Annotated in this window: 33 protein-coding genes; 24 read left to right on the forward strand and 9 right to left on the reverse strand. The window is 67.0% G+C overall.

From position 1 onward, the window contains the following. Positions 1 to 2 precede the first annotated feature (2 nt). On the forward strand, positions 3 to 1,211 hold the full coding sequence (locus GE253_RS23935; protein WP_153206678.1) for a DNA methyltransferase: 1,209 nt from the start codon (positions 3 to 5) through the stop codon (positions 1,209 to 1,211). Here GE253_RS23935 and GE253_RS23940 read toward each other — a convergent pair. The 3 genes from GE253_RS23940 to GE253_RS23950 all read right to left on the reverse strand — a co-directional run bounded on the left by GE253_RS23940 (position 1,208) and on the right by GE253_RS23950 (position 2,967). Then, complete coding sequence (locus tag GE253_RS23940; protein ID WP_153206679.1) at positions 1,208 to 1,936, reverse strand: hypothetical protein; 729 nt, start codon at positions 1,934 to 1,936, stop codon at positions 1,208 to 1,210. The genes GE253_RS23935 and GE253_RS23940 overlap by 4 nt on opposite strands. Before the next feature lie 121 nt (positions 1,937 to 2,057). Next, positions 2,058 to 2,612, reverse strand: a complete 555-nt coding sequence (locus tag GE253_RS23945; RefSeq protein ID WP_153206680.1) for a DUF3489 domain-containing protein — start codon at positions 2,610 to 2,612, stop codon at positions 2,058 to 2,060. 103 nt (positions 2,613 to 2,715) lie between these two features. Then, positions 2,716 to 2,967 (reverse strand): hypothetical protein, encoded by a 252-nt coding sequence (locus GE253_RS23950; protein ID WP_153206681.1) that lies wholly within the window; start codon positions 2,965 to 2,967, stop codon positions 2,716 to 2,718. A gap of 76 nt (positions 2,968 to 3,043) precedes the next feature. Between GE253_RS23950 and GE253_RS26390 the strand changes: the two genes are divergently transcribed. The 13 genes from GE253_RS26390 to GE253_RS24010 are packed head-to-tail and all read left to right on the forward strand — an operon-like array spanning position 3,044 to position 13,527. Next, positions 3,044 to 3,634 carry a terminase small subunit, Nu1 gene (locus GE253_RS26390; RefSeq protein ID WP_247878844.1) on the forward strand — a complete coding sequence of 197 codons (591 nt, stop codon included), beginning with the start codon at positions 3,044 to 3,046 and terminating at the stop codon, positions 3,632 to 3,634. Next, positions 3,549 to 5,492 (forward strand): phage terminase large subunit family protein, encoded by a 1,944-nt coding sequence (locus GE253_RS23960; RefSeq protein ID WP_348770943.1) that lies wholly within the window; start codon positions 3,549 to 3,551, stop codon positions 5,490 to 5,492. The genes GE253_RS26390 and GE253_RS23960 overlap by 86 nt, the downstream gene beginning before the upstream one ends. After that, the gene (locus GE253_RS23965; protein WP_153206683.1) at positions 5,489 to 5,698 is read left to right on the forward strand and encodes a hypothetical protein; all 210 of its coding nucleotides are present in this window, start codon (positions 5,489 to 5,491) and stop codon (positions 5,696 to 5,698) included. The genes GE253_RS23960 and GE253_RS23965 overlap by 4 nt, the downstream gene beginning before the upstream one ends. Continuing rightward, entirely contained in the window at positions 5,698 to 7,185 is a 1,488-nt protein-coding gene (locus GE253_RS23970; RefSeq protein ID WP_153206684.1) for a phage portal protein, read from the forward strand. The genes GE253_RS23965 and GE253_RS23970 overlap by 1 nt, the downstream gene beginning before the upstream one ends. A 6-nt stretch (positions 7,186 to 7,191) precedes the next feature. Then, positions 7,192 to 9,123 carry a prohead protease/major capsid protein fusion protein gene (locus GE253_RS23975; protein WP_153206685.1) on the forward strand — a complete coding sequence of 644 codons (1,932 nt, stop codon included), beginning with the start codon at positions 7,192 to 7,194 and terminating at the stop codon, positions 9,121 to 9,123. Between the two features lie 3 nt (positions 9,124 to 9,126). Then, complete coding sequence (locus GE253_RS23980; RefSeq protein WP_153206686.1) at positions 9,127 to 9,615, forward strand: N-acetylmuramoyl-L-alanine amidase; 489 nt, start codon at positions 9,127 to 9,129, stop codon at positions 9,613 to 9,615. Positions 9,616 to 9,626: 11 nt separating this feature from the next. Beyond that, positions 9,627 to 9,800 (forward strand): hypothetical protein, encoded by a 174-nt coding sequence (locus tag GE253_RS25950; protein WP_173012807.1) that lies wholly within the window; start codon positions 9,627 to 9,629, stop codon positions 9,798 to 9,800. Between the two features lie 26 nt (positions 9,801 to 9,826). Then, on the forward strand, positions 9,827 to 10,165 hold the full coding sequence (locus tag GE253_RS23985) for a DUF2190 family protein (RefSeq protein ID WP_153206687.1): 339 nt from the start codon (positions 9,827 to 9,829) through the stop codon (positions 10,163 to 10,165). Between the two features lie 12 nt (positions 10,166 to 10,177). Next, the gene (locus tag GE253_RS23990; RefSeq protein ID WP_153206688.1) at positions 10,178 to 10,978 is read left to right on the forward strand and encodes a hypothetical protein; all 801 of its coding nucleotides are present in this window, start codon (positions 10,178 to 10,180) and stop codon (positions 10,976 to 10,978) included. Positions 10,979 to 10,990: 12 nt separating this feature from the next. Beyond that, positions 10,991 to 11,452 (forward strand): capsid cement protein, encoded by a 462-nt coding sequence (locus GE253_RS23995; protein ID WP_153206689.1) that lies wholly within the window; start codon positions 10,991 to 10,993, stop codon positions 11,450 to 11,452. 6 nt (positions 11,453 to 11,458) lie between these two features. After that, a complete protein-coding gene (locus GE253_RS24000; protein ID WP_173012808.1) occupies positions 11,459 to 12,109 on the forward strand; it encodes a DUF6441 family protein in 651 nt (216 codons plus the stop codon). A 3-nt stretch (positions 12,110 to 12,112) separates the two neighbouring features. Beyond that, positions 12,113 to 12,562 (forward strand): acyl-CoA transferase, encoded by a 450-nt coding sequence (locus GE253_RS24005; protein WP_153206690.1) that lies wholly within the window; start codon positions 12,113 to 12,115, stop codon positions 12,560 to 12,562. 17 nt (positions 12,563 to 12,579) lie between these two features. Further along, positions 12,580 to 13,527 carry a phage tail tube protein gene (locus GE253_RS24010; protein ID WP_153206691.1) on the forward strand — a complete coding sequence of 316 codons (948 nt, stop codon included), beginning with the start codon at positions 12,580 to 12,582 and terminating at the stop codon, positions 13,525 to 13,527. Between the two features lie 18 nt (positions 13,528 to 13,545). On the opposite strand, the gene GE253_RS24015 is transcribed toward GE253_RS24010, so the two are convergent. Then, entirely contained in the window at positions 13,546 to 13,950 is a 405-nt protein-coding gene (locus GE253_RS24015) for a type II toxin-antitoxin system VapC family toxin (protein WP_153206692.1), read from the reverse strand. Beyond that, a complete protein-coding gene (locus GE253_RS24020) occupies positions 13,950 to 14,210 on the reverse strand; it encodes a type II toxin-antitoxin system Phd/YefM family antitoxin (protein ID WP_089290722.1) in 261 nt (86 codons plus the stop codon). Before GE253_RS24020 ends, GE253_RS24015 begins: the two co-directional genes overlap by 1 nt. 88 nt (positions 14,211 to 14,298) lie before the next feature. On the opposite strand from GE253_RS24020, the gene GE253_RS24025 reads away from it, so the two are divergent. Together GE253_RS24025 and GE253_RS24030 are read left to right on the forward strand one after the other, a co-directional pair. Then, entirely contained in the window at positions 14,299 to 14,658 is a 360-nt protein-coding gene (locus tag GE253_RS24025; protein WP_153206693.1) for a hypothetical protein, read from the forward strand. A gap of 137 nt (positions 14,659 to 14,795) precedes the next feature. Further along, positions 14,796 to 15,008, forward strand: a complete 213-nt coding sequence (locus GE253_RS24030) for a hypothetical protein (RefSeq protein WP_211101573.1) — start codon at positions 14,796 to 14,798, stop codon at positions 15,006 to 15,008. Positions 15,009 to 15,014: 6 nt separating this feature from the next. Here GE253_RS24030 and GE253_RS24035 read toward each other — a convergent pair whose 3' ends face one another. From GE253_RS24035 to GE253_RS24050, 4 genes are all read right to left on the reverse strand, one after another. Then, complete coding sequence (locus GE253_RS24035) at positions 15,015 to 15,389, reverse strand: type II toxin-antitoxin system RelE/ParE family toxin (protein ID WP_153206694.1); 375 nt, start codon at positions 15,387 to 15,389, stop codon at positions 15,015 to 15,017. Continuing rightward, a complete protein-coding gene (locus GE253_RS24040) occupies positions 15,386 to 15,688 on the reverse strand; it encodes a type II toxin-antitoxin system ParD family antitoxin (protein WP_153206695.1) in 303 nt (100 codons plus the stop codon). The genes GE253_RS24035 and GE253_RS24040 overlap by 4 nt, the downstream gene beginning before the upstream one ends. A 116-nt stretch (positions 15,689 to 15,804) precedes the next feature. Beyond that, positions 15,805 to 16,335: a GNAT family N-acetyltransferase gene (locus GE253_RS24045; protein WP_211101574.1), complete on the reverse strand. Its 531-nt coding sequence runs from the start codon at positions 16,333 to 16,335 to the stop codon at positions 15,805 to 15,807. Then, entirely contained in the window at positions 16,332 to 16,610 is a 279-nt protein-coding gene (locus GE253_RS24050) for a DUF1778 domain-containing protein (protein WP_153206696.1), read from the reverse strand. The genes GE253_RS24045 and GE253_RS24050 overlap by 4 nt, the downstream gene beginning before the upstream one ends. Positions 16,611 to 16,688: 78 nt before the next feature. Here GE253_RS24050 and GE253_RS24055 point away from each other — a divergent pair, with 78 nt between their 5' ends. The 8 genes from GE253_RS24055 to GE253_RS24090 all read left to right on the forward strand — a co-directional run bounded on the left by GE253_RS24055 (position 16,689) and on the right by GE253_RS24090 (position 24,189). Continuing rightward, positions 16,689 to 19,361 carry a phage tail tape measure C-terminal domain-containing protein gene (locus tag GE253_RS24055; RefSeq protein ID WP_153206697.1) on the forward strand — a complete coding sequence of 891 codons (2,673 nt, stop codon included), beginning with the start codon at positions 16,689 to 16,691 and terminating at the stop codon, positions 19,359 to 19,361. Beyond that, a complete protein-coding gene (locus tag GE253_RS24060) occupies positions 19,358 to 19,954 on the forward strand; it encodes a hypothetical protein (RefSeq protein ID WP_153206698.1) in 597 nt (198 codons plus the stop codon). The genes GE253_RS24055 and GE253_RS24060 overlap by 4 nt, the downstream gene beginning before the upstream one ends. Next, on the forward strand, positions 19,951 to 20,634 hold the full coding sequence (locus tag GE253_RS24065; RefSeq protein WP_153206699.1) for a hypothetical protein: 684 nt from the start codon (positions 19,951 to 19,953) through the stop codon (positions 20,632 to 20,634). Before GE253_RS24060 ends, GE253_RS24065 begins: the two co-directional genes overlap by 4 nt. Continuing rightward, a complete protein-coding gene (locus tag GE253_RS24070; protein ID WP_153206700.1) occupies positions 20,631 to 21,200 on the forward strand; it encodes a hypothetical protein in 570 nt (189 codons plus the stop codon). Before GE253_RS24065 ends, GE253_RS24070 begins: the two co-directional genes overlap by 4 nt. Further along, entirely contained in the window at positions 21,197 to 21,616 is a 420-nt protein-coding gene (locus tag GE253_RS24075; protein ID WP_153206701.1) for a hypothetical protein, read from the forward strand. The genes GE253_RS24070 and GE253_RS24075 overlap by 4 nt, the downstream gene beginning before the upstream one ends. Continuing rightward, positions 21,616 to 23,025: a phage tail protein gene (locus GE253_RS24080; protein ID WP_153206702.1), complete on the forward strand. Its 1,410-nt coding sequence runs from the start codon at positions 21,616 to 21,618 to the stop codon at positions 23,023 to 23,025. The genes GE253_RS24075 and GE253_RS24080 overlap by 1 nt, the downstream gene beginning before the upstream one ends. A gap of 6 nt (positions 23,026 to 23,031) precedes the next feature. Then, on the forward strand, positions 23,032 to 23,895 hold the full coding sequence (locus tag GE253_RS24085) for a hypothetical protein (protein ID WP_153206703.1): 864 nt from the start codon (positions 23,032 to 23,034) through the stop codon (positions 23,893 to 23,895). Between the two features lie 75 nt (positions 23,896 to 23,970). Beyond that, positions 23,971 to 24,189, forward strand: a complete 219-nt coding sequence (locus GE253_RS24090; protein ID WP_153206704.1) for a hypothetical protein — start codon at positions 23,971 to 23,973, stop codon at positions 24,187 to 24,189. The last annotated feature ends 1 nt before the right edge of the window (position 24,190 follow it).

Below are 24,190 nucleotides of genomic sequence, written 5' to 3' on the forward strand. Positions count from 1 at the left end.
CGATGCTGACCGATATCCAGATCGAACGCTGGTCGCTGGACCGGCTGCTGCCCTATGCAGCCAACGCGCGCACCCATTCCGAGGCGCAGGTGGCGGAGATCGCGGGCTCCATCCGCGAGTTCGGCTTCAACAACCCGGTGTTGGTCGACGATCGCGGCGTGCTGATCGCCGGCCATGGACGGTTGCTGGCGGCGCGGCGGCTGGGGCTGGCGGAAGTGCCGGTGATTCGGCTTGGCCACCTGACCGAGACACAGGCCCGTGCCTTCCGCCTGGCCGATAACCGGATCGCCCTGAACGGGGGCTGGGATGATGCGCTGCTGTCGGCCGAACTGGCGCGGCTGGTCGAAGAAGGCACCGCGCTGGACGGGCTCGGCTTTGATGCCGGGGAACTGAACCGGCTGCTGAACCTGGACGACCCGGCGCCGGGGCTGGTGGACGAGGACGCCACGCCGGAACCGCCTGCCGAGCCTGTGACCCGACCGGGGGATCTCTGGATCCTTGGTTCCCATCGCCTGCTGTGTGGCGACGCCACCCTGGCCGGCGATGTCGAGCGGCTGCTGGCCGGTGCGCGCCCGCACCTGATGGTGACCGATCCGCCCTATGGCGTGGAATACGATCCGTCCTGGCGCAACCAGGCGGGCGTGGCGAAGACGAAGCGCACCGGCAAGGTCGCCAATGACGACCGCGCTGACTGGCGTGATGCCTGGGCGCTGTTTCCTGGCGACGTCGCCTATGTCTGGCACGCCGCCATCCACGCCACCACGGTGGCCGAGAGTTTAGCGGCCTGCGGTTTCGATATCCGAGCACAAATCGTCTGGTCGAAGAGCCGTTTCGCTCTGGGGCGCGGGGATTATCACTGGCAGCATGAGCCGTGCTGGTACGGCGTGCGCAAGGGCGCCAAAAGCCACTGGCAGGGGGCACGCGACCAGTCGACCCTGTGGTCGATCGCCCCTGCCGGCGGCGAGGATGCCGCCACGCCCCACGGCACCCAGAAGCCGGTGGAGGTCATGCGCCGCCCCGTCGTCAACAACAGCGCGTGGGGCGATGTCCTCTATGAACCGTTCTGCGGCTCCGGCACCACCCTGGTCGCCGCCGAAACGGTGGGCCGGGTCTGCTACGCCCTGGAACTGGACCCGGCCTATTGCGACGTGATCGTGCGGCGCTGGGAGGGGTTCACCGGGCAAAAGGCAACCCGACTTGAACAAGATTAACTTGGGCGCGCCTGCGAAATGGCACGCTGAGCTACCTGATGGAGAATTCGTTTTAGTTGTTCTTCATCGTCGCCGCTGTAAGGAATATACCTGACTGAATCCAAAACCTGCTTAATATACCGAGCCAACAAAAAAAGCCTTGGAAAAATCTGAAGTGGAACAAGAACTGGAGGAAGTAGGGCGACCAACAAGAAAGGAACAGAGAGTGCTGCTGATATATTTCTCTCCCAAAATGTCACAATTAATAGAAAGATAATGTTAAAAATTGACAAGCAAGTATAATAAAAAAGCTGGTGTGGATTTGATGACTTTATATCATTGATTTCTTTTTCGATGATCCGTTCGAGGAAATCGAGTATTTTCACGCGCATTTCCATGTGGCGCGATGCTTGTGCTCCAACCTGATCTTTCAGCCCAGCAGCGGATTCGCGGATTACGTTCAGTTCGTTGAAATGATTGGTCAGAAGCTCTCTGATTTGGGGGCCCGCCGCAGTGAGTGCCAGACACAAAGCAGCGCCAAGCTGGAAAATTGATTGGAGATTTGTTGTCTTTACTTCCATCTGTAGTACGCAACTGACTGCATGAAATGAAGCGCAAACAGCAAAATAAATTGTAAGATACATGCACTTAAAAGCAAGAAAAATTATGACGATCATCAATGGAATAAATAAAATGAAGAATAAAAATACAATAATTATCGATATATAGCCCGAAAGGATATTCATTTTTACTCTTCGCGGCGTTGTTTGCTGGGCGTGTTGTGCGGTCGAAACCGATAAGATCTGCTCTGATGGTACTATACCTTAATGCTGTGGTTCCGTCGCGTCAATGCAGGGGGCAACATATTTAGGACGGTGCTTCTGAAGTGTTGCACCGCCTCCCGGGCACGGCGGCGGCAGAGCGGAGCGAATGTGTGAAGGGTGTCTGGACCACCCGATAGACCCGCCCGCGTTCCTCGACCTTCTCCGAGGTCACTTTCAGCCCGAGCTTCTTCTTCAGCGCCCCGGCAAAGAAGCCCCGGACTGTATGACCCTGCCAGCCGGTGGCCGCCGCGATCTCCGTGATGGTGGCCCCTTCCGGCCGACGGAGCATGGCGATCACCTGGGCCTGTTTGCTGTCGGCACGGCTTTTGACCGGTCGGGGTGGTTCGGCGACCAGGGTCTGTTCGATGGCGGTGACGGCGGCATCCAGGTCAGGTTGCGGCGGAGACGGTGTCGTGGGCGATAGACCGGCGGCCCGCATGGCATCGTCAACGGTCAGCCCCCGCTCGCTGAACAAGGTTTCCAGACGGCTGATCGCCATGGCGCGGCATTTGAAGGTCTTCGGGGTGGTGGTAACACCGGCCAGGACGCCATAGGCGGCGGCCAGTTGCGGCAAGGTCAGGTTGGACAGGCTGGTCATCACGGCGTCTCCCGTTGGTCAGCGCCCGGCCGATCCGGACGCTTCCACCAGCCTGAGCCCCGCCGGGCAAACCCGGTCGGGGCTGGTGGCGGCGGGCTTGCCTTCAGTCGGCGTGTTCGCCCTCGTGGAAGGCGGCATCGGTGATCCGCTTCAGAAGCTCAGCGTAGGTCGCCAGGGTGCCGACATGGCCCCAGTGGATGTCGTCGGGCGCGACGTTGAAGTGGTCTGCGCTGAGCGTCGTCAGCCGCGCCAACATCGTGTCGATCTCTGCCTTGCGGGCCAGGAAGGCGTCCAGGGCCTGGGTGTTGTCGCGGGGCTTCGGCATCGCATCCTCCATCGTGGTGGTGTTCGTCATCGCGCTGTACGACCCCGCAGCCAAGCACCTAGATCGATGATTTGATTGCTTTTTTACCCAATGAAGGACGATGCCCATGGCCGGCAACGGGCAGCCGCTGGCGGTGATCGCCAAGCTGCTCGACCTGTCGGAACGCCGGGTCCAGCAGCTCAGCCGCGAAGGCGTGATCCCCAAGGCCGAGCGCGGTGCCTACGATCTCGTGGGTGCTGTGCGCGGCTATGTGCGCTACCTGCGCGATCTGGCGCAGAAGGCGCAGGGTGGTGTCGCCGACCTGCCCACCGAACGTACCCGACTGGTCAAGGCCAAGGCCGACCTTGCCGAATTGGACGCGCAGCAACGGCGCGGCGATCTGGTGCCAGCGGCAGAGACGGCACTGGCCTGGGCGGCGGTGACAGCCCGGCTGCGCGCCCGCCTGATCGCCCTGCCGGATAAGCTGGCCCCCCTGGTCCATGATGCCGCAAACCCCGCCGCCGTCCGCGCCCTTCTCCGGTCGGCGATCGTCGAGGCGCTCGCCGAACTTGCGGCGACGCCGGTCGCCGTCGCCGCTGCGCCTGACCGGGCATCCGGGGCTGGCGAAGCTGGTGACGACGGCGTTGCAGATGCTGACGCCGCCGCCGGACCTGACGGTGAGCCAATGGGCGGACGCCAACCGCCGGCTGAGTTCTGAGGCCAGCGCCGAACCGGGCCGCTGGTCCACCGCGCGGGCCGAATACCAGCGCGGCATCATGGACGCCGTCTCTGACCCGGATATCGAAACCGTGGTGGTGATGTCGTCGGCCCAGGTCGGCAAGACGGAGGTGCTGAACAACACGGTCGGCTACCACATCGACCAGGACCCGGCGCCGATCATGGTGGTGATGCCCACCGAGCGCGACGCCGAGACCTGGTCGAAGGACCGCTTCGCGCCGATGGCCCGCGATACGCCGTGCCTCGCCGGGCGCATTGCGGATCCCAAGTCGCGCGACGGCTCCAACAAGATCCTGCACAAGCGGTTTGCCGGCGGCCACCTGACCATCGTCGGCGCCAATGCGCCGTCGGGGCTGGCCAGCCGGCCGATCCGCATCCTGCTGTGCGACGAGGTGGACCGCTATCCGGTCAGCGCCGGGGCGGAAGGCGATCCGGTCAAGCTGGCGCGCAAACGCACGGTGACGTTCTGGAACCGCAAGATCGTGCTGGTCTCGACCCCGACCCTGAAAGGAGCCAGCCGGATCGAAACGGCGTTCGAGGAAAGCGACCGTCGCCGCTTCTGGGTGCCGTGCCCGGATTGCGGCCAGCATCAGGTGCTGGCCTGGGCGCAGGTGCGCTGGGACAGCGACCCGGAACCCCGGCCGGACAGCGCCCGCTATGTCTGCATCCATTGCGATGCCGTCTGGGGCGATGCAAGGCGCTGGCAGGCGATTGCGAAAGGCGAGTGGAGGGCGGAGGCACCGTTTACGAGCATCGCCGGCTTTCACCTGAATGAGATCTATTCCACCTGGGTTCGGCTGGCCGACATGGTGCGCACCTTCCTGTCGGCCAAGGCTGCCGGTGACGAGGCGATGAAAACCTTCGTCAACACTTCCCTGGGGGAAACCTGGCAGGAGAGCGGCGAGGCACCGGACTGGCAGCGACTATACGAGCGGCGCGGCGGCTACCGCTTCGGCACGGTGCCCACGGGCGGCCTGTTCCTGACCGCCGGGGCCGACGTGCAGAAGGACCGGATCGAGGTGTCGGTCTGGGCCTGGGGGCGCGGGCTGACCAGTTGGCTGGTCGACCATCTCGTCATTGAGGGCGGACCCGAACGGGCGGAAGCCTGGGCGGCGTTGACGCTGCTGCTGGGCCGGACATGGCCGCACGCCCACGGCAGCCGGCTGGGGCTGGCGCGGCTGGCCATCGACACCGGCTATGAGGCGCCCGCCGTCTATGCCTGGGCAAGGGGCGTGGGCTTCGCGCAGGTGGCCCCGGTCAAGGGGGTGGAGGGCTTCAACCGCGCGGCACCGGTGGTCGGCCCCAGCTATGTCGATGCCACCGAGAACGGCCGCAAGGTGCGGCGCGGGGCGCGGCTATGGACGGTGGCGGTGGCCACCTTCAAGAGCGAAACCTACCGCTTCCTGCGGCTGGTCCGGCCGACCGACGAGGATTTGGCCGCCGGCATCACCGTGCCCGCCGGCAGCCTGCACCTACCGCAGGGGGTGGAGGCCGAATGGGTCAAGCAGCTTGTGGCCGAGCAGTTGGTGACGGTGAAGACCAAACGCGGCTTCACCAAGCTGGATTGGCAGAAGCTGCGCGAGCGCAACGAGGCGCTGGACTGCCGCGTCTACGCCCGCGCCGCCGCCTGGATCGCCGGCATCGACCGCTGGACCGAGGCGAAGTGGCGGGATCTGGAAGATCAGGTCGGACCGGCACCCAATGCAGTTACAACCCCGGCCCCGATCATGCCGGATGCCGGAGGGCCGACTGCCGGTCAGCTTCAACGCCCCACCACACCGGGGGAGAAACGTCGGGGCGGTTGGCTGGGTGGACGCAATCAGGGATGGTTGGGATGAGTTGGACCCAGGGAGAACTGGAAGCGCTGCGCCGCGCCTATGCCGCCGGCACGCTGCGCGTCAGCTATGACGGCCGCAGCGTCGATTACGGCTCCGCTGCCGACCTGCTGTCGCGCATCCGCACCATCGAGCGGGAAATGGCTGGCAACACATCGAGCAAGCTGCCGATGGCGGGTTTCGCCGGCTTCGGGCGCGGGGAGCGCTGATGGCCGGGCTCTGGCTCGACCGCGCCCTGGGGCTGGTGGCGCCGCAGGCGGCCCTGCGCCGGGTGCTGGCCCGCCAAAGCCTCGACCGGCTGACCCGCGGCTATGACGGTGCTGCCAAGGGACGCCGCACCGACGGCTGGCGGGCACCAGGCAGTTCGGCCGATGCCGAGATCGTGGTGGCCGGGGCGCTGCTGCGCGACCGGATGCGCGATCTGGTGCGCAACAACCCGCACGCCGCCAAGGCGGTGTCGGTGCTGGTCAACAATATCGTCGGTTCCGGCATCATGCCGCGCGCCGCCTCTGGCGACGACAGGTTGGATAAGGCGACCGACGCCCTGTGGGAGGAGTGGTCGGCACGGTGCGACGCCGACGGGCAGTTGGATGTCTACGGACTGCAGACCCTGGCCTGCCGCCAGATGGTGGAGGCGGGCGAGGTGCTGCTGCGCCGCCGGCCCCGGCGCGCGGCTGACGGGTTGCCGGTACCGCTCCAGATCCAACTGGTCGAGGCGGATCTGCTGGATGCCGGGCGCAACGGCGACCTTGCCGATGGCGGCTGGATCGTCCAGGGCATCGAGTTCGACCCGCTGGGCCGGCGTCGGGCCTATTGGCTCTACGCCCAGCATCCGGGCGACGCCGTGGTCAGCCTGCGCCGCCGGCTGGACAGCGCCGCCGTGCCCGCCGCCGAGGTGGCGCACATCTACGAGAAGCAGCGCGCCCAGGTGCGCGGCGTGCCCTGGGGCACCCCGGTAATGCGGGCGCTGCGCGATCTTGACGACTGGACCCAGGCCGAACTGGTGCGCAAGAAGACCGAGGCCTGCGTGGTTGGCATCGTGCTGGGGGCCGACGAAGGGGAACAGGGCATCGCGCCTTCTGTGGTCGATGCCGATGGCCATCGGGTCGAGCAGTTCGAGCCCGGCCTGATCGCCTATGCCCGCGGCGGCAAGGATATCCGCTTCAACCAGCCTGCCACCACGGCCGGCGTGGCGGAATGGCTGCGGGCGCAGTTGCACATCATCGCCGCCGGCTTTCGTATGCCCTACGAGCTGCTGACCGGCGACCTGTCCCAGGTGAACTATTCCAGCATCCGCGCCGGGTTGGTGGAATTCCGCCGCCTGATCGAGGCGGCGCAATGGCAACTGGTGATCCCCATGCTGTGCCAGCCGGTCTGGGACTGGTTCACCACCCAGGCCTGGGCGGCAGGCCGGTTGCCGCGCCCGGACATTCCGGTTGAATGGTCGCCGCCGCGCTTTGAAGCGGTGGACCCGTTGAAGGACGCCATGGCCGACCTGCTGGCCATGCGCTCCGGCACCATGACGCTGGCCCAGGCGATCTCCCGCCAGGGCCATAATCCCGAAGCGGTGCTGACGGAGATCGCCGCCATGAATGCCCGCCTGGACGCGCTCGGCCTTGTGCTGGACAGCGATCCGCGACGGGTGACCAAGACCGGCACCATCCAGGCCGGTGAGACTGTTTCCAACCAGGACTGACCCATCATGCACGGCACCCTTGACCTGCCGGCCTTGCGCCGCGCGGCTGACCTTGTGCTGGCCAGCTTCGACGAGGCTGACCGCTCGGTGGAACTGGTCTGGTCCACTGGCGCGCGGGTGCGCCGCCAGCCGCTGTTCGGGGAGCCCTTCGACGAGGAACTGAGCCTCGACCCCGCCCATGTCCGGCTGGAACGGCTGAATGGCGGGGCACCGCTGCTGAAGGTCCATGACATGGGCACCCTGGACGCGGTGATCGGTTCGGTGGTGCCGGGTAGCGCCCGCATCGAGAACGGTCGCGGCATCGCCCGCGTGCGCTTCAGCGAACGGGCGGAGGTGGAACCGATCCTGGCAGATATCCGCGCCGGCCATCTACGCGCCGTCTCCATCGGCTATCAGGTCCACCGTTTCGAGGTCTCGCGACCGGCCGCAGGGCCGGAACTGTGGCGCGCGGTGGACTGGACGCCCTTCGAGATTTCCGCCGTGCCGGTGGGGGCCGACCCCGCTGCCGGCTTTCGCAGCGCCGAACCCCTGTCGCCCTGCGTCCTGGTTCGCCGCGACGCCGCTTCATCTCCAGCGAGGATTGCCATGGATGAAACGCAGACCCCGCCGGTGGGGACGGATGCCACGCCACCGCCGGCCCCCGATACCGATACCCTGGTCGCCCGGGCGCGAGAAACGGAACGCGAGCGGGTTGGCACCATCCACGCGCTTGCCGGGCGGTTAGGGCTGGAACGCGGCTTTGCTGACGATCTGGTCCAGCGCGGCACCGGCCTGGACGAGGCGCGCCGGCTGATCCTGGACAAGGTGGCGGAGGCGTCGGACCGCACCCGCATTTTCCCGCAGGTGACCGTCCCGCTGGGTGGCAAGGACGAACGGCTGTTGCGGCGCGAGGCGGTCAGTGCGGCCCTGCTGCATCGCTACAGCCCGACCCTGTTCCCGCTGACCGACCAGGCCCGCGAATATCGCGGCCTCAGCCTGCTGGAACTGGCCCGCGAGTTCCTGACCCAGGCCGGGGTGGCCGTGCGCGGCCTGTCGCGCGACGAGATCGCCACCCGCGCCCTGCATTCCACCTCCGACTTCCCCGAGGTGCTGTCCGCCGTCACCGCCAAGACCCTGCGCCAGGCCTATGAGGTCTATCCACGCACCTTCACGCCGTTCTGCCGGCAGGTGCTGGCCACCGATTTCAAGGCCATGCACCGGGTCCAGATCGGTGAGGCGCCGCAATTGCTGAAGGTCAATGAGGGCGGCGAGTTCCAGCGCGGCACCATTGGCGAGAGCAAGGAAAGCTACCGCATCGAGACCTATGGCCGCGTGGTGGCGATCACCCGGCAGGTGCTGATCAATGATGATCTCGACGCCTTCACCCGCATCCCGGCCATGTACGGCACCGCCATCGCCACCCTGGAAAGCGACGTGGTCTGGGGCATCCTCACCGCTAACGCCGCCATGGCCGACGGCAAGGCGCTGTTCCATGTCGACCACAAGAACCTCGCCGGCACCGCAGCACCCCCGACCGTCACCGCCATCGGTGACGCCCGTGCGGCGATGGCCAAGCAGACCGGGCTGGACAAGAAGACCGTGCTGAACATCCGGCCGTCCTTCCTGATCGTGCCGGCAGCGCTGGAACTGACCGCCGAGCAACTGGTGGCGCAGAACCTGACGCCGGCCAAGACCAGCGACATCGTGCCGGCCTCCATCCGTACCCTGACGCCCATCGCCGAGCCCCGGCTGGACGCTGCCAGCGCCACTGCCTGGTATCTGGCGGCCAACCCGGCCCAGATCGACACGCTGGAATACGCCTATCTGGAGGGCCAGCAGGGCGCCTATATCGAAACCCGCAACGGCTTCGATGTGGACGGGGTGGAGATCAAGTGCCGGCTGGATTTCGGGGCCAAGGCCATCGACTGGCGCGGCCTCTACAAGAATGCCGGGGCCTGAGCCATGACGGACTCGTTTCCCATCCTCAGCCGTCCTGGCGCAGCGGTGCCCTTCACCGCGCCCAAGCGGCCGGTGCATGTGGTCTTCATCCATTGCAGCGCCAGTGACCATGCCGTTCATGATGATGCGGCGGTGATCGACCAGTGGCACCGCCAGCGCGGCTGGCGCGGCATCGGCTATCACTTCTTCATCCGCGGCGATGGCACGATCCAGCGCGGCCGCGCGCTGGAGCAAATCCCGGCGGCCCAGGAAGGCCATAATAGCGGCTCCATCGCCATCTGCCTGCACGGCTTCAAGACCTTTACCCCGGCACAGTTCGACGCCCTGCGGCGGTTGGCTGATGCGATGGACGCGGCCTATGCCGGCCAGGGAAAGCGCCTGCGCTGGCGCGGGCACCGCGAGGTTGCCGCCAAACTCTGCCCCAATTTCGACTATCGCGCCGTCCTCGGCCTGGATGAGGGCGGCTTCCGGTCCGCTAGTCCGTCGATCTGAAGGAATATCCCATGCGCTATCTGATCGAACGCCTGCGTGAGCGCAGCACCTGGCTTGGTCTCACCACTCTGCTGACGGCGCTGGGGGCCAGCATCGATCCAGGCTGTCTGGATCACATCGCCACCGCCGGTGCCGCTGCCGCCGGCCTGATCCTCGCCCTCATGCCGGACCGGCCCCGCCGCTGATCGCGCATCTGCAAGGAAGATCACCCATGAAGAACTATGTTCAACCCGGCAACACAATCACCCTGACCGCCCCCTATGCCGTCACCTCGGGAGAGGGGATGCTGGTTGGCAGCTTGTTCGGCATTGCCATCACCAGTGCGGCCATGGGCGAACCGGTCGAGGCGGTCCTTGTCGGAATCTTCGACATGAAAAAGACGCCCTCGCAGGCCTGGAGCGTTGGCGACAAGCTCTATTGGGACAATGCAGCCCGGGAGGTCACCAAGACTGCCACCGGCAACAGCCTGATCGGCGCTGCCATCGCCGCGGTTGGCAACGGGGCCGGTGAGACGGTTGGCCGGGTCCGGCTGAATGGCACTGCCGTTTGATATCAGCCGGTCATGGCTGATCCGTTCCAGGCCGCACTCGATCCGATCTTCGCCATCCTGGGCACGCCCGCCACCTATATCGCGATCGGCGGTTCCACGGTTCCGCTGCAGGTCATTGCCCGCCGCAATGATCTTGTCACCGGCTTTGGTGGCGGCGAGTGGGTCTCCGATGGGGCCCTGTTCGAGCTGCGGGCCGCTGACCTGACCGCCGCCGGTATCCGCCCCTGGGCGGGAGACAGGCTGCTGGTCGGGGACGACCTGTTCGAGGTCCAGGGTGCCCCGGTGCGCGGCGACCCCGCGCGGCTGGTCTGGACCCTGGAGACGGTGCAGATCCCGGCACCGACCAGCTACCCGCAATTCGATCCGCCGACAATATCCGGCGGGGCTGTCGAGACGGTGCTCGGCCCCAATGCCCCGCCCGGCGTGTGGACCGGCACCTATGTGACCGCCGCCCAGGTGACGCTGGCGGTGGGGCAGATCGTCCATGTCAACGCTGGCGGTCGGCTGACGCCCTGCCGCGCTGATGGCACCGCCACCGCCGATCCTGCGGGCGTCGTACTGATCGGCGCACCAGCGGGGGAGCCTGCCCGTTGGGCCACCGAACGGCCGGTGGAGCGCGCCGACTGGTCCACCCTGCTGGAGAGCGGGGCGGCCACCCTGGTGCCCGGCACCGACTATTTCCTGTCCGCCCGGATCGCGGGCGGCGTGACCGATATGCCGCCATCCGCGCCCGGATGGTGGGTGGTTCCCGTCGGCTTTGCCGTGGCGCCGACGGTGCTGCATGTCCAGCCCGGCACCCCTATCCAGCTTTGAGGATCACGCCCCATGCCGTCCTACCGCCCGCTTGTCCTGATCAATGGCCGCATCCAGCAACTGCCGCTCAACGGCACGCTGGATGCCCGGGTGCAGGAGGTCGATGCCATCGAACTCCAGGCCAAGGAGGCCATCACCGCTGCTGGCATGGCCGTCTACAGCAATGCCGGCTTCCAGTGCATGTTGGCCGATGCCGACGATGATACGAAGGCCGAGGTCATCGGTCTGGCCCTGACCAGCGCCGCGCTCGACGCTTATGTCACCGTGCTGACCGATGGCGTCATCGAGGTGACCGACTGGACCGACGCCGCTGGCAGCGCCACCTTGACGCCGGGCAGCACCTATTATCTGAGCGGCACCGCCGGCGTGCTGACCGCCACGCCGCCCACCACCGGCAATGTCGTCTATATCGGTCGGGCGCTGACGCCGACGCGGCTGGAAATCAGCCTGGAACGGCCGGTGAAGCTGGCGTAACCGTCCATGCGCCTTGCCGCTGCGATCGAAGGCCGTCTTGCTGAGATGCTGGCGGCCGACCTCGCAGCGGCGGAGCGGGCCGTCACCGCCGGGTTGCGGGAGGCCAGCGACGGGTTGAAGACCGAACTGCGCGGCCAGATCACCGGGGCCGGTCTCGGCCAGCGGCTGGCCCGGACCTGGCGCAGTGAAATTTATCCCAAGGGTGGCCGCAGCATCCGCGCCGCCGGTCTGGTCTGGAGCAAAGCCCCCGACATTGTCGGGCTTTACGAGGAGGGGGCGGTGATCCGCTCCCGCCATGGCCTGTTCCTGGCCATCCCAACCCAGGCCGCCGGTCGCTATGGCGATGGCGGCCAGAAGATCACGCCGGGTGGCTGGGAACAGCGCACCGGCCTGATCCTGCGGCTGATCTATCGCCGCCGCGGCCCGTCCTTGCTGGTGGCAGACAATGCCCGCATCAGCAAACGCGGGCTGGCGACAGCCAACCGGGGGCGGCGGGGTGATGCCGGTTTCACCCGGCTGGCCGGGCGCACCACGGTGCCGGTCTTCATCCTGGTGCCGCAGGTGCGGGTGAAAAAGCGCCTGGATGTGGTGGGGGCTGCCCGAGCTTGGCAGGGCCGGTTGCCCGGTCTGATCCTGCGTCATTGGAAGGAACCCTGACCCATGCCAAGCATCCGGGAAACGGCTTTGTCCGCGCTGCTGGCGCGGCTTGTCGCCGTACCGGATGCCGTGGCGGGGCGGGAGATTGCGGTGCCCGAGCGCATCCCGCCTGGCGGCCTGCTGATCCTGCGCGATGGTGAGCCGGGTGCGCCGGAGATAACCCTGTCACCGCTGCTCCACCACTACGACCACACCGCCGAGATCGAGGTGCTGGTCCAGGCCGCCGACCCGCCGCTGGGCCGCTCCGGCCCTGGCCGGGCGCGCGCGCTGGACGATCTGCTGCGGGCGCTGGCGGCGTCGCTGGGGGCCGACCGCACGCTGGGCGGCACGGTCGAGTGGCTAACCTGGGGCGCACCGGAAACCGAGGACATTGCTGTTGCCGGCGGGGCCGCCATCAAGGCCGCCCGCGTGCCGGTGACGCTCACCTACACCACGCCCGATCCGCTGACCTGATCCCGGAGAACCCGACCATGGCCCGCGCCACCGGTGCCCACGCGCAGTTGCTGGGTGCGTTCGAAGCTGCCTATGGCACCGCGCCCGGCGGCAATTTCCACACGCTGCCCTTTGTCAGTTGCGACATCGGCAGCCAGCAGCCGCTGGAAGCCTCCGACGTGCTGGGGTTGGGGCGTGACCCGGCCCCGCCATCGCGTGATGTCATCACCGCGGAGGGCCAGATCACCGTCCCGGTGGACCTGCGCAGCATCGGTTTCTGGCTGAAGGGGCTGTTCGGGCCGCCGGTCACCACCGGCACCGGCCCTTACAGCCATGTCTACACATCCGGGGCCAACACGCTGCCCAGTCTGGCGCTGGAAGTCGGCCATCCGCAGGTGCCGCGCTATTTCCTGAACCTTGGTTGTCTGGTCAACAGCCTGAACCTGGGTTGGGCGCCATCGGGCAAGGCCAATGCCACCCTGGCCCTGATCGCACAGGGGGAGACGGACGCCGATACCTCGTCCGGCGGCACCCCCACCACACAGGGCTTGCAGCGGTTCCACCAATTCCAGGGACGCATCCGGAAAGATGGGGCGGCGCTGGCCAATATCACCGCCGCAGAACTGACCTATGCCAACAATCTCGATCCCGTCCGCGTCATCCGCGATGATGGCAAGATCGAAGGGGCGGACCTTGGCGTGGCATCCTGCACCGGTAATCTGGCGGCCCGCTTTGCCGACATGGTGCTGCTGGATGCCGCCACCGATGGCACCGCCACGGCGTTAGAGTTCGCCTGGGTGATCGATGCCGACCGGTCCCTGACCATCGCCCTGCCATCGGTCTATCTGCCCAAGCCTCGCATCCCGATTTCCGGCCCCGCCGGCATCGAGGCCCGCTTCGACTGGCAGGCTGCCAAGCCCGACGGTGGGGCCCCAGGGGGCGCTTTCGTCACCGTCACCCTGAAGAACGACATTGCCAGCTACTGATGGTGCCAGGATGGGTGATCACGAGAACGGATTTAAGGTCGCCACGCCAGTTGGCTGAAAATGGCGGACATTGCGGGTAACGACCGTCAGTCTATGTTCCAGTCCGGTCGCAGCGATCATCAGATCCGCACCCTCATGGCCGATCCCGGCACTGAGGCGTCCCCATCGGCGAGCAGCCTTGAGGTCGAACGGCAGGATCCGCTCGCCATAGGTGGTCAGGACACGGTCCAGCCAAGTGGTGAGGGACGCGGCAAAGGCAGCATCTTTCGACCGTTGCAGGCCAATGCCGCGCTCTATCTCGCCAATGGTGACGGTGCTGATAAACAGATCGGCCGTTGGCTGTTCGCTGATCCAGGCGACGATACCGGGATTGCGGTCCCGTTTTCGCAGTTCTGACAGCACGACAGTATCGAGCAGGAACATCAGAATTCCACATCACGCGGAGGCGTATGGGAACGCTCGAAGGATCCATCATCCTGCGGCATCGCCAGCAACATCTCAGCAAGTGACGGTGCCCGTTCGCGGTCCAGTTGATGCAACCGTGCGAACGTGTCTGCGGCAACCACAATGACGGCAGGCTTGCCATGCCGGGTAACCATTTGCGGCTCCCCGGCCAAGGCAGCATCGACCACTGTACTGAATTTGTTCTTGGCGTCCTGTAACGACCAGCTCGACTGAGACATGGCAGCACCTGTCCAGAATTTCTGTCCAGAATATGCGCCGTGGTCCGAAGCCGGTCAAGGTTCAACCAATCCCAGGGGAGTGCCCACCATGATCCGCCTCGACTTGGCCCGCGAGCCGTTCTGGCTCGATCTGGGAATGGGGGTGCGTCTTCACCTGCGTCCCTGCACCACGGCGTTGGTGCTGGCCGCCCGTCAGGTCGTGCGTGATGCGGACATGACCGACGAACCGCCGGACCTCGTGCAGGGCACACGCACCGCCACCTTCCTGAAGGCGATGGGGCGGCTGGCCATCCTTGGCTGGGAAGGGGTGGGCGATGCCGACGGCACTCCGGTCGAGCCGACGCCTGCCGGCATCGACGCGCTGCTCGACCTGCACCCAGTGGCCGACGCCTTCAGCCTGCACTATCTGGGGCCGGTGGCGCTGCTGGAGCAGGAAAAAAACGTCTGAAGGCCCGCGCCGGGTGGCACTTCGGCGGCGGGCCGGGATACTGCGCGAACTGTGCGGCTGCCGGCCTGCCCTGTGCAGAGGGGCGGCCGGGGCCAAGTGGGCAGCGTTGCCACTATGATGAGCGCGCCCCGCAGACGGTGGAGGGTTGGCAGGTCTGGGATCTCGCGCTGTCGTGCGCCGGGCAGCTTCGGATCGCACCGAGCGGGGTGGTGCACGGGTTCGATCATGCCGCGGTGCTGGAGATAGCGACAGCGCTCGACATGCCAGTCGCAGCCGTGGCCATCCTGTTGCCGGCGATGGAGGCAGCCCTGGTGGACGCGGCGAACGCCGAACGGAAGCAGGACGCCTGACAAGCGTTACGGCTCACCCATCTGTTCTTCGGCCGCGGAAAGATGTCGGCTGATATCCATCGAGTCGTGCAGCAGGCGCAGGACATCGATGGTCCGTTCATCCCTGTTCGCCGTGATGCGGAACAGGACGAAGTGCCGTCCCTTGTTGCCCTTCCGCGCCACGTGCAGCGTCAGGAGGCCCGGCCCAATCTCATCCCGACGTCTGACCCCGATGATCGTTGGACCCGTAACCAATGCTTCGAGAGCCGCACTCAGGACTCTTGCGTAGGTACTCGCCTGCGGGCGGCCGAACCTGTCCGCCGTCCAGCGCAGGATCTCCTGAAAATCCCGCTCTGCCGCCGCCGAAAGGCGAACCGTCCAGATCGTGCTGTCGGACGTCATGACCGGTCCCGAACACCCGCCTCATCGCCGAGTACGCTTTCGGCCAATCCGGTCAGATGCCTCCCCAGGGCGTCGGCCGAGGTGAAGGACCGGAACCGGCCCTCCTCGATGTCGGCAATCCCCAAGCGGGCCGCTTCACGCAGGGCGTCCAGCCGGGCGCGATCCTCCGCTTCCCGATCTTCGACCAGCCGCAGTCCCTCGCGGAGGACTTCGCTGGCGTTCTGGTAGCGACCGGACAATACGAGCCGTTCGATCAATTCGGCCTGATGGTCGGTGAGAACCACATTGCGGGTCGGCATGGGGCAGCCTCCAGTAACGGCGCGATCATTGGCATAATATGCCAATGATCGCCACCCGATCAAGGCCAGCCCACGTCTCCAGGCACCTTCCATGTCAGGGCCGTCCCCGAAACGGGTCAGGACGGAAGCTGATCTTTCAACACGGCCTGAATGGTGGCGAGCGACAAGACCAGGGACAGCGGTGTGTCGAGCAGCCGCAACGCCCCGAAAGTTTCATACCATGCGGCGGCGCGCTCATCCTTGGCATCAATGAGCAGGGCCACACCGCCGACCTGCTGGGAGACGGCGAGGCATCGCCGGCCTGCCGCCAACAGCAACTGTCCGCCCAGACCACGTCCGGCGAGGTCGCGGTCAACAGCCAAACGACCGAGGCGGAAGACAACGATGTCATAACGCCCAAGTCCCCGGCGTACATCGTCCGGGACACGGGCGAACTCGATCGAAGCCGGGCTCAACGTGTAGAATCCAAGGATGCGGGAGGGTGCATCGGCGCTGACGGCGACAAAACACTTGGCCCCACCGCTTTCATGGTTCTGGCGGGCGAAGCGGCGCAGATAGTCGTTCAGCGCCGGGGTGCCGCAATCGAAGCCGGCCCGGTCATGATGCCGGGCAATCGCTTCCTCATGCCAAATTGGTAAAACCGTCACTTGTCGTTGCGCGCCAGTGCCCGCGCTGCCTCGAGCAGACGGGCGTTGGGCGGCGGCGGATTGTCCAACAGGTCAAGAACCCGCAGGCTGTCGCGCTCGCTCAACCGCAACCGCTCGGCACGGTCAATCGCTTCGCGGGCCGCCGGAAGGGCGCTGCGCAGAATGAAACCGGTCACGTCGGTATGCTCAAGGGCAGCGGCGCGCGCCAGCATCGCCTTTTCCGCCGGGTCCACCCGCAACTCGATCCGCCCTGTCTCAGAGATTGTCCGTGCCATGATGCGGCCCTCCATGCTGACCCCATATGTACGGAATGAATCCGTACCCGACAAGATCAATTCTGCCTCTGTCCAACCATGACCGACCGTACCATAGCCGTGCGCCTTGCCGCCATCGGCGGCGACCGGGTGCGGGCAGAGCTGCGCGAGGTTGGCACCACCGGCGAACGCGCCCTTCAGCGTATTGAACAGGCATCCCAGCCGGCATCGCGCGCGCTTCAGGCGGTCGATGCCGCCGCCGGTGAAGTCCGGGGTGAGGCGGAAGCCATGGCCGGGCGACTGGGGCCAGCCGGTGCGGCGCTGGCCGCCGTGGGGCCGGTGGGGCTGGCGGCGGCAGCGGCCATGGGCGTGCTCTCCATCGGCATCACCGAGGGGCTGAAGGCCGCGGGCGAGGCCGAACAGTCGCTGCGCCGTCTGGAGGCGGTGCTGAAAGCCACCGGCTATTCCGCCGGCCTGACGGGTGAACAGATCGCCGCCTTTGCCGATGGGCAGGAAGAAGCCACGCTTGCCAGCGCGGAGGCGGTGCAGGATGCAGCATCCGTGCTGGCCACCTTCCGTTTGGTGGCCGGCGAAAGCTTCACCCGTGCTTTGACCCTGGCCGGCGACATGGCGGCGGTGTTCGGGGGCGACCTGTCGTCGGCGGCCATGCAGCTTGGCAAGGCGCTGGAAGACCCTGTGGAAGGGTTGAGCGTGCTGCGGCGGGTCGGCGTCAGCTTCACCGGCAGTCAGGCGGAGGTGATCCGCAGCCTTGTGGAGACCGGTCAGGTGGCCGGTGCGCAACGGATCATCCTGGATGCGCTGGAACAACAGGTCGGCGGGGCAGCGGCTGCCGAGGCCGGTGGCGTCACCGGGGCGGTCAATCGCCTGTCCGATGCCTGGGGCAAGATGCTGGAGGAGATCGGCAAGACCCCAGCCGTCGCCGGGCCAGCCGAGGCGGTGCTGGACCTGTTGGCCAGGGCCGCCAATGGTTGGGCCAACATCCTTCAGGGCACGCCCATCGACCAGCGCATCGTCGCCCTGAACCGCCAGTTGGTGGAAGCGCAGGATCGGGCGGCCGAGATCCAGGCTATCGTCGATGCCTCCAACGGTCGGTTCGGCCAGCGCCGGCTGGCCGACGCCCGCGCCGATGTCGCCCGCCTGGAAGCCGAACTCGACGCGCTGATCACCGAGGCTCGCCAGCAGGCCGACAAAGCCGATGCCGACCAGCGGCAGGCCGACGAAGGCCGCGCCCGCGCCGAGGCTGAACGGCGGGCAGAGATCATTGCCGAGTGGCGCCGCAAGCTCGACGACGGGCTGGGCCAACTGGCCAATGATCCGGCGGAGCGCATCGCCCGCGTCAATGCCGAACTCGACCGCACCCGGCAGGCGCTGGAGGCCTTGCGCAGTCCTGACGGCAGCAATGCCGGTGCTGTCAACAGCGCCCAGGCCAAGGCCGAGGAACTGGCGCGGCGGCGCATCACCCAGATTGAACAACCCGAGCGCGACCGGGCGGCCCGTGAGCAGGACGCGGAAACCAAGCGGCGACAGGCGGCGATGGATGCCATCGACGGCCAGATTGCCGCCCTGGCGCGGGAACGAGATGCGGTCGCCCTGTCGGCGCGTGAGCGGGCCATCCAGACCGAATTGCTGCGCGCCGAAGAAACCGTACGGCGCGGCGGCATCGCCCTGACCGACGCGCAGCGGGAGGCGATCCGTGCGGAAACCGGCGCCAATTACGATGCTGCCGCCGCGACGGCGGAGCGCAACCGGCTGATGGAGGACGGAGCGCGGCTGACCGACAGCCTGCTCGACCCGACCGAACGCTATCAGGCGGAACTGGCGCGGCTCCAGACCCTGCTGGATGCCGGTGCCATCTCCTGGGAGACGTACAGCAAAGCACTGGAACGTGCGGCACAGGCCGATCCAGAGACGCAGAAACGCAACCGCCTGCTGGAGCAGGGGGCATGGCTGACCGAACGGTTGCTGTCCCCGACGCAGGAATATGCCGCCGCCATCGCCAAATTGAACGAGTTGCAGGCGGCCGGCGCCATCACCGCCGAAACCTGGGCACTGGCCGAGGAGCAGGCGGCCGACCGGCTGCTGGCCGCCAGCCGTCGCTGGCAGGACGGTGCCATCCGGGGCCTGGAAGAATACGCTGATGCGGCCAGCAATGCCGCCGCCCAGGTTGAAGATGTGATCAGCAGCGCCTTTAGCCGACTGGAAGACGCCCTGGTTGATCTGGTTACACGCCAGAAGCTCAGCATTGCCGACCTGCTGAATGCCATCGCGGCCGATTTTGCCCGGATGATGATCCGCATGTCCATCACCGCGCCGCTGGCCCAGGCGGCATCTAGCGCCCTGGCCGGGATCTTCCATGGTGGCGGCATGGCGGGTGGTGCCGCACCAGCGCGGATGGTATCGTCGGCGGCGTTCACGGCAGCCCCACGTCTGCATAGCGGCACCATGCCCTGGCTTGCAGCGGACGAAATCCCCGCCATCCTGCAACGCGGCGAAATCGTGCTGAACCGGGCGCAGTCCGCCGCCATGGTGGCGGGCGGCACCCGCACCGAAGCCGGAACCGGCGGGCCGGTCTATATGATCCAGGTCGATGCAAGGGGTGCCGATGATCCGGAAACAGTGACAGCGCGGGTGGAAGCTGCGGTGGATCAGGCACTGGCCGTCCGCCTGCCGGGCGTGGTCAAGGCGGCCGCCAGCGTTGCCCGGTCGCAGGTGGCCGATGAATGGAGCCGCCGCGGAGGGCGTTTGGGGTGAGTGATCTTGTCTGGCCCCTGGACCTGCGGCCGGCCAGCCAGGAATTCTACATCCAGACGCTCAGCACCGTGTGGGCCAGCCCCTATACCGGGCAGAACCAGGTGCTGGAGCGTGATGGTGCCCGCTGGGTCAGTCGCCTGACCTTCCAGCGCGGCGATCCGCTGGCTCGGCAGGTCGATGCCCTGATCGCGTCTCTGCGCGGTCCCGCCGGCACCGTGCTGGTGCCCGACTGGCGGACCCTGGCTGCGCGTGGGACCCTGACAGGAACGCCGCAACTGGCGGGCGGCAGCGGGCGCAGCCTGACCGTAACCGGCTTTGCCCCAGGGGCAACGGGCGTGCTGCTGCCCGGCGACCTGATCCAGACCTCGCCCGGTCGCGCCCATCTGGTCACCGGCACCGTCACTGCTGGCCTGGATGGCAACGCCCTGGTGCCGGTGGAACCGCGCTTGCGCGACCCGGTGGCGATCGGTCCGCTGGTCACCACGGCCTGCCGGGTGCGGATGCGCCTGTCCTCTGACGATGCCGGGCGCAACCCGACCCGTCCGCCGCGCCGCAGCGAATGGTCGCTGGAACTGTTCGAGGTGCTGGCATGATTTCGGACTGGCCGGAAGACATTCATCCCGTCGCTGTGGCTTTCTGGTTCCAGCCGGTCACAGTGCAGAGCGCCTCACCACTGACCCGCCAGACCCTGGTTCTGGAGCGGGAAGGTTCCCGCTGGGTGGCGGAGGTGACGGTGGATCTGTCGGGCGCTGATGCCGCCCGTTTCGGGGCGTGGCTGGCTGCCTGTCGCGGCCCCGTCGCCTCGTTCCGCGTACCGTTCTGGCTGCATGACGGGGCCACCGGTTCGCTGCGGTCGATGGACGAGTATGCAGCCGCCATCGGGATCACCCGCTTCAGTGATGGCACCGACTTCGACGATGGTGCCGGCTTCATCGAGGGAACCGGCCAACCCCACATCACCGGCGGCGTCGCGGCACGGCTGGCCGTGGCCGGCTTTGCACCATGGGCAGAAGGGGTGTTGAGACCGGGCGATGCCGTCTCGCTCCCACCCGGCACTGTGCATCTGCTGGTCCAGACCGGGCGCACCGACATTGACGGCCGGATGATCGTCACCGTCCGGCCCCCTCTGCGCAGCCCCATCGGCCGCGCGCCCCTGGCGACCGATGGGCTGACAGTGCGTATGCGGCTGGCGAACGACGAGGCAGGCCGGGGACGCACCCGCCCACCGGCCCGGACCCGTTGGAATTTGAACCTTGTGGAGGATCTGGCGTGACCCAACGCCTCAGCGCCACCCTGGCCGCAGAGACGGCGCAGCCGGTGGTGCGCCCAGTGTTGATGGCCCTGTTCGACTTTGCCGGCGGTGCCGTGCGCGCCTGGTCAGGGGTGGGCGATCTGGTCTGGGAGGGGCAGACTTGGATTGGTGTTGGCAGCTTCGGCGCGGTCGGGCCGATCGAGGAAACCACGGAGGTGCGGGCGACGGGTGCGCGTTTCCAACTGTCCGGCGTGCCTTCCGGCCTGCTGAACGAGGTGGTTGGCGTCAGTGTCCAGGGGCGCCGAGCCCGGCTATGGCTGGCTTTCATGGCGGAAGATTGGGGCGGCTTCATCGAGGCACCGGTTCTGTTGTTCGATGGGCGGATGGACATGGTGGAGGTCACCGATGGTGGCCGCATCGCCACCATTGCCCTGGCCGCGGAAAACCGTCTGCGCGATCTGGAACGCCCCCGGTTGCGCCGCTACACCAGCCAGGACCAGCAGTCAGACTTTCCTGGCGATTTGGGCTTCGAGTTCGTGCCCGAGCTTCAGGAACTGGAAATCCGCTGGGGAGCGCCCGCATCATGACCCGTTTGCCCGACTGGCCGGAACGGCTTGACCGGCTGGTGGAGGACGCGCGGCATCGCACCTTCTCCTGGGGGCTGTTCGACTGCTGCTTGTTTGCTGCCGATGCCGTGTCCGCCGTCACCGGCATCGACCCCGCCGCTTCCTGGCGCGGCGCCTATGCAGGCGCTCGAGCAGCCGCCGGCCTGCTGGCGCGGATGGGCGGTCTGGACGCGACCGCTGCCGGCATTGCCCGCCATCACGGCTGGCCCAGGGTTCCCCCGGCATTTCTCGGCAGGGGGGACGTGGCCCTGGTACGGCTGGAGGACGACCGCCATGCACTCGCCGTCTGCCTGGGTGCCGCCCTGGTCCTGCCGGCGCAGCGCGGTCTGGCCGCCCTGGACCGCAACCATGCCCTGTCCGGTTGGAGGATCAGCTGATGCCACCGGCCATCATTGCGGTCGGTGCCGCGGTGGCCGGTTCGGCGGCGGCTGCCGCTGTGGGGGGCGGGCTGATCGGGGCCCTGGTCGGGGCCACGGTCACGGTTGGCGTCTCCTATCTCGGCAACCGCGTCATCGGCACCCCGAAACCCAGCCAGACTATGCTGGATGCCGCTGGCCGCACCCAGATGCTGGTGCAGCCGGTGACCAGCCATCGCATCGTCTATGGCGAGGTCCGCACGGGTGGCCCGCTGGTCTTTGCCCACACCCGCAGCGACGGCGGCAGCAAGCTCGACATTCTGCATCTGGTCGTCGTCCACGCGGCGCATGAGGTGGAGAACCTGGGTACGGTCTGGTTCGGTGACACCGCCATCGCACTGGATGGCAGTGGGGCCGCCACTGCCGCACCCTGGGCCGGCAAGGTCCATGTCTGGAGCCATGCCGGCCATCCGGACCAGGGGGCCGATGGGGTGCTGGTGGCGGAAGCGGGCGGGCGCTGGACCCATAACCATCGGCTGCGCGGGCGGGCCTATACCCATCTGCGTCTGCGTTACGACCAGGAGGCGTTTGCCAGCGGCATTCCCAATCTCAGCCGGCTGGTGCGAGGCCGGAAACTCTGGGATCCGCGCGACGATGCCACAAGCTGGTCGGCCAACGCCGCGCTGTGCATCCTCGATTATCTGATGGCGCCCTGGGGGCTGGCCGCCGGCCCGGACGAGATCGACGTTGCCGGTTGGATCGCCCAGGCCAATATCTGCGACGAACAGGTCGCGACGCTGACCGGCAGTGAACCACGCTACACCTGCAACGGCGTGCTCGATCTGGCCGGGCGACCGCTGGACAATCTGGAATCCATGCTGACCAGTTGTGCCGGCCGTCTGAGCTTCACCGGTGGGAAGTGGCGGCTGGCGGTGGGGGCATGGCAGCCGCCGACCGTCATCCTGGGGGAGAACGAGCTGCGGGCGCCGGTATCCTATCGCCCTTGGCGCTCACGGCGCGATCTGGTCAATATCGTGCGCGGGGCCTTCACCAGCCCGTCTCACAACTGGCAGCCGACCGACTATCCGCCGGTGGCGGACGCCGCCTCCATCGCCGTCGATGACGGCGAGGCGGCACTGACCCTCGATCTGCCCTTCACCACCTCGCACACCATGGCGCAGCGCATCGCCCGCATCGCGCTGCGCCAGAACCGCCGGCAGAAGAGCCTGGACTGGCCCGCCAATCTGGCCGGCCTGCGGCTGGCGGCAGGCTATCCGGTTGCTGTGTCCCTGGGGCGGCTTGGTTTGGCCAGCACGCCGTTCCGGGTCGAGACCTGGCGGCTGACCGAAGAGATGGGCGTCGATCTGGCCCTGGCCGAAGACGCCGCCGACGTCTACGCCCACGATCCCTCCTGGCTGAAACCCATGTAACCTCACATGCGCGATGCCCGCTTCATCCTGCCCGGCGTTCGCGCCGCCCTGGACGGCAAGGCGCCGGCTGACCACAGCCACAGTCTTGACGATGTGACGGGACTGTCCACGGCGCTGAACGGCAAGGCACCGACCACCCACACCCACGCCCTGGCCGACCTGCCGGTGGCCGATCCAGGGGAGAGCAATCCCACAAAGCTGGTGCGCGCCGACGATCCACGGCTGTCGGCAGGCAGTGGGGCTGGCGCATTGGCCGCCCAGCGCAATCTGGTGGTCAATGGCTGTGCCCGCGTTTCCCATCGCCCGGCGGCGGCGTTGGCGGCCACCTGGCAACCGGGGGAGGTTGACCTTTGGCAGGTCCGCGCCGATGGCAGCCCCAGTGCCGGCACGGTGAAGCGCGCCACCGGCGTGTTCAGCCTGTCCCCATCTGGTTCGGCTGGCCTCATTCAGGGCGCTACCCTGAGCAGCGGTGGTGCCATCCACTGGCGCCTGCGTCTGGAGGCGGCGGATGCCTTGCGGTTACGTCACAGCCCGGCGGTGCTGTCGGCGCGCGCCTATCATGATTGCGGGCAGACCATTGGCTGGACCCTGACACTGTCTCGTGCCGGCAGCCCCGACAGCTTCACCAGCGTCAGCACCATCGCAACGACCACCATCAGCGTCCCCCATGACAGCAACACGAACCTCGTCCTGGCCGTGCCCGACATGGGTGCCTGTGAGACCGGGTTGCAGATCACCATCACCGCCACCTGTGGCGCCGTATCCAGTCGCTGGTTCTATCTCGGCGCCATCCAGTTGGAAGCGGGAGACACCGCGACGGCACTCGACCTGCGCCCCATCGCCTTGGAAACGGCCCTGGTCCACCGCTAGCTACGCCCCATCGCCACCGCCTTCGGTCGGGCCAATTCCGGCACCAACATCCAACTGACCGTCAACCACCCCGGCATGCGGGCGGCCCCCGCCTATCAGGTGACAGCGCCGCTGACCATCACCGACATGGTGACAGCCAACTATACGCAAGGCTCCGCTGGTATCGGCAGCATCCATGAACGCACTGCCGATGGCGGTCGCTTTGATGTCAGTGGCTTTTCCGGTCTGACCAGTGACACCCCGGTGGTGTTGACCAGCCTTGGCGGGCGGCTGCTCGCCAGCGCGGAACTCTGAG

It is taken from the genome of Niveispirillum sp. SYP-B3756, assembly GCF_009495745.1.
Lineage (GTDB): Bacteria > Pseudomonadota > Alphaproteobacteria > Azospirillales > Azospirillaceae > Niveispirillum.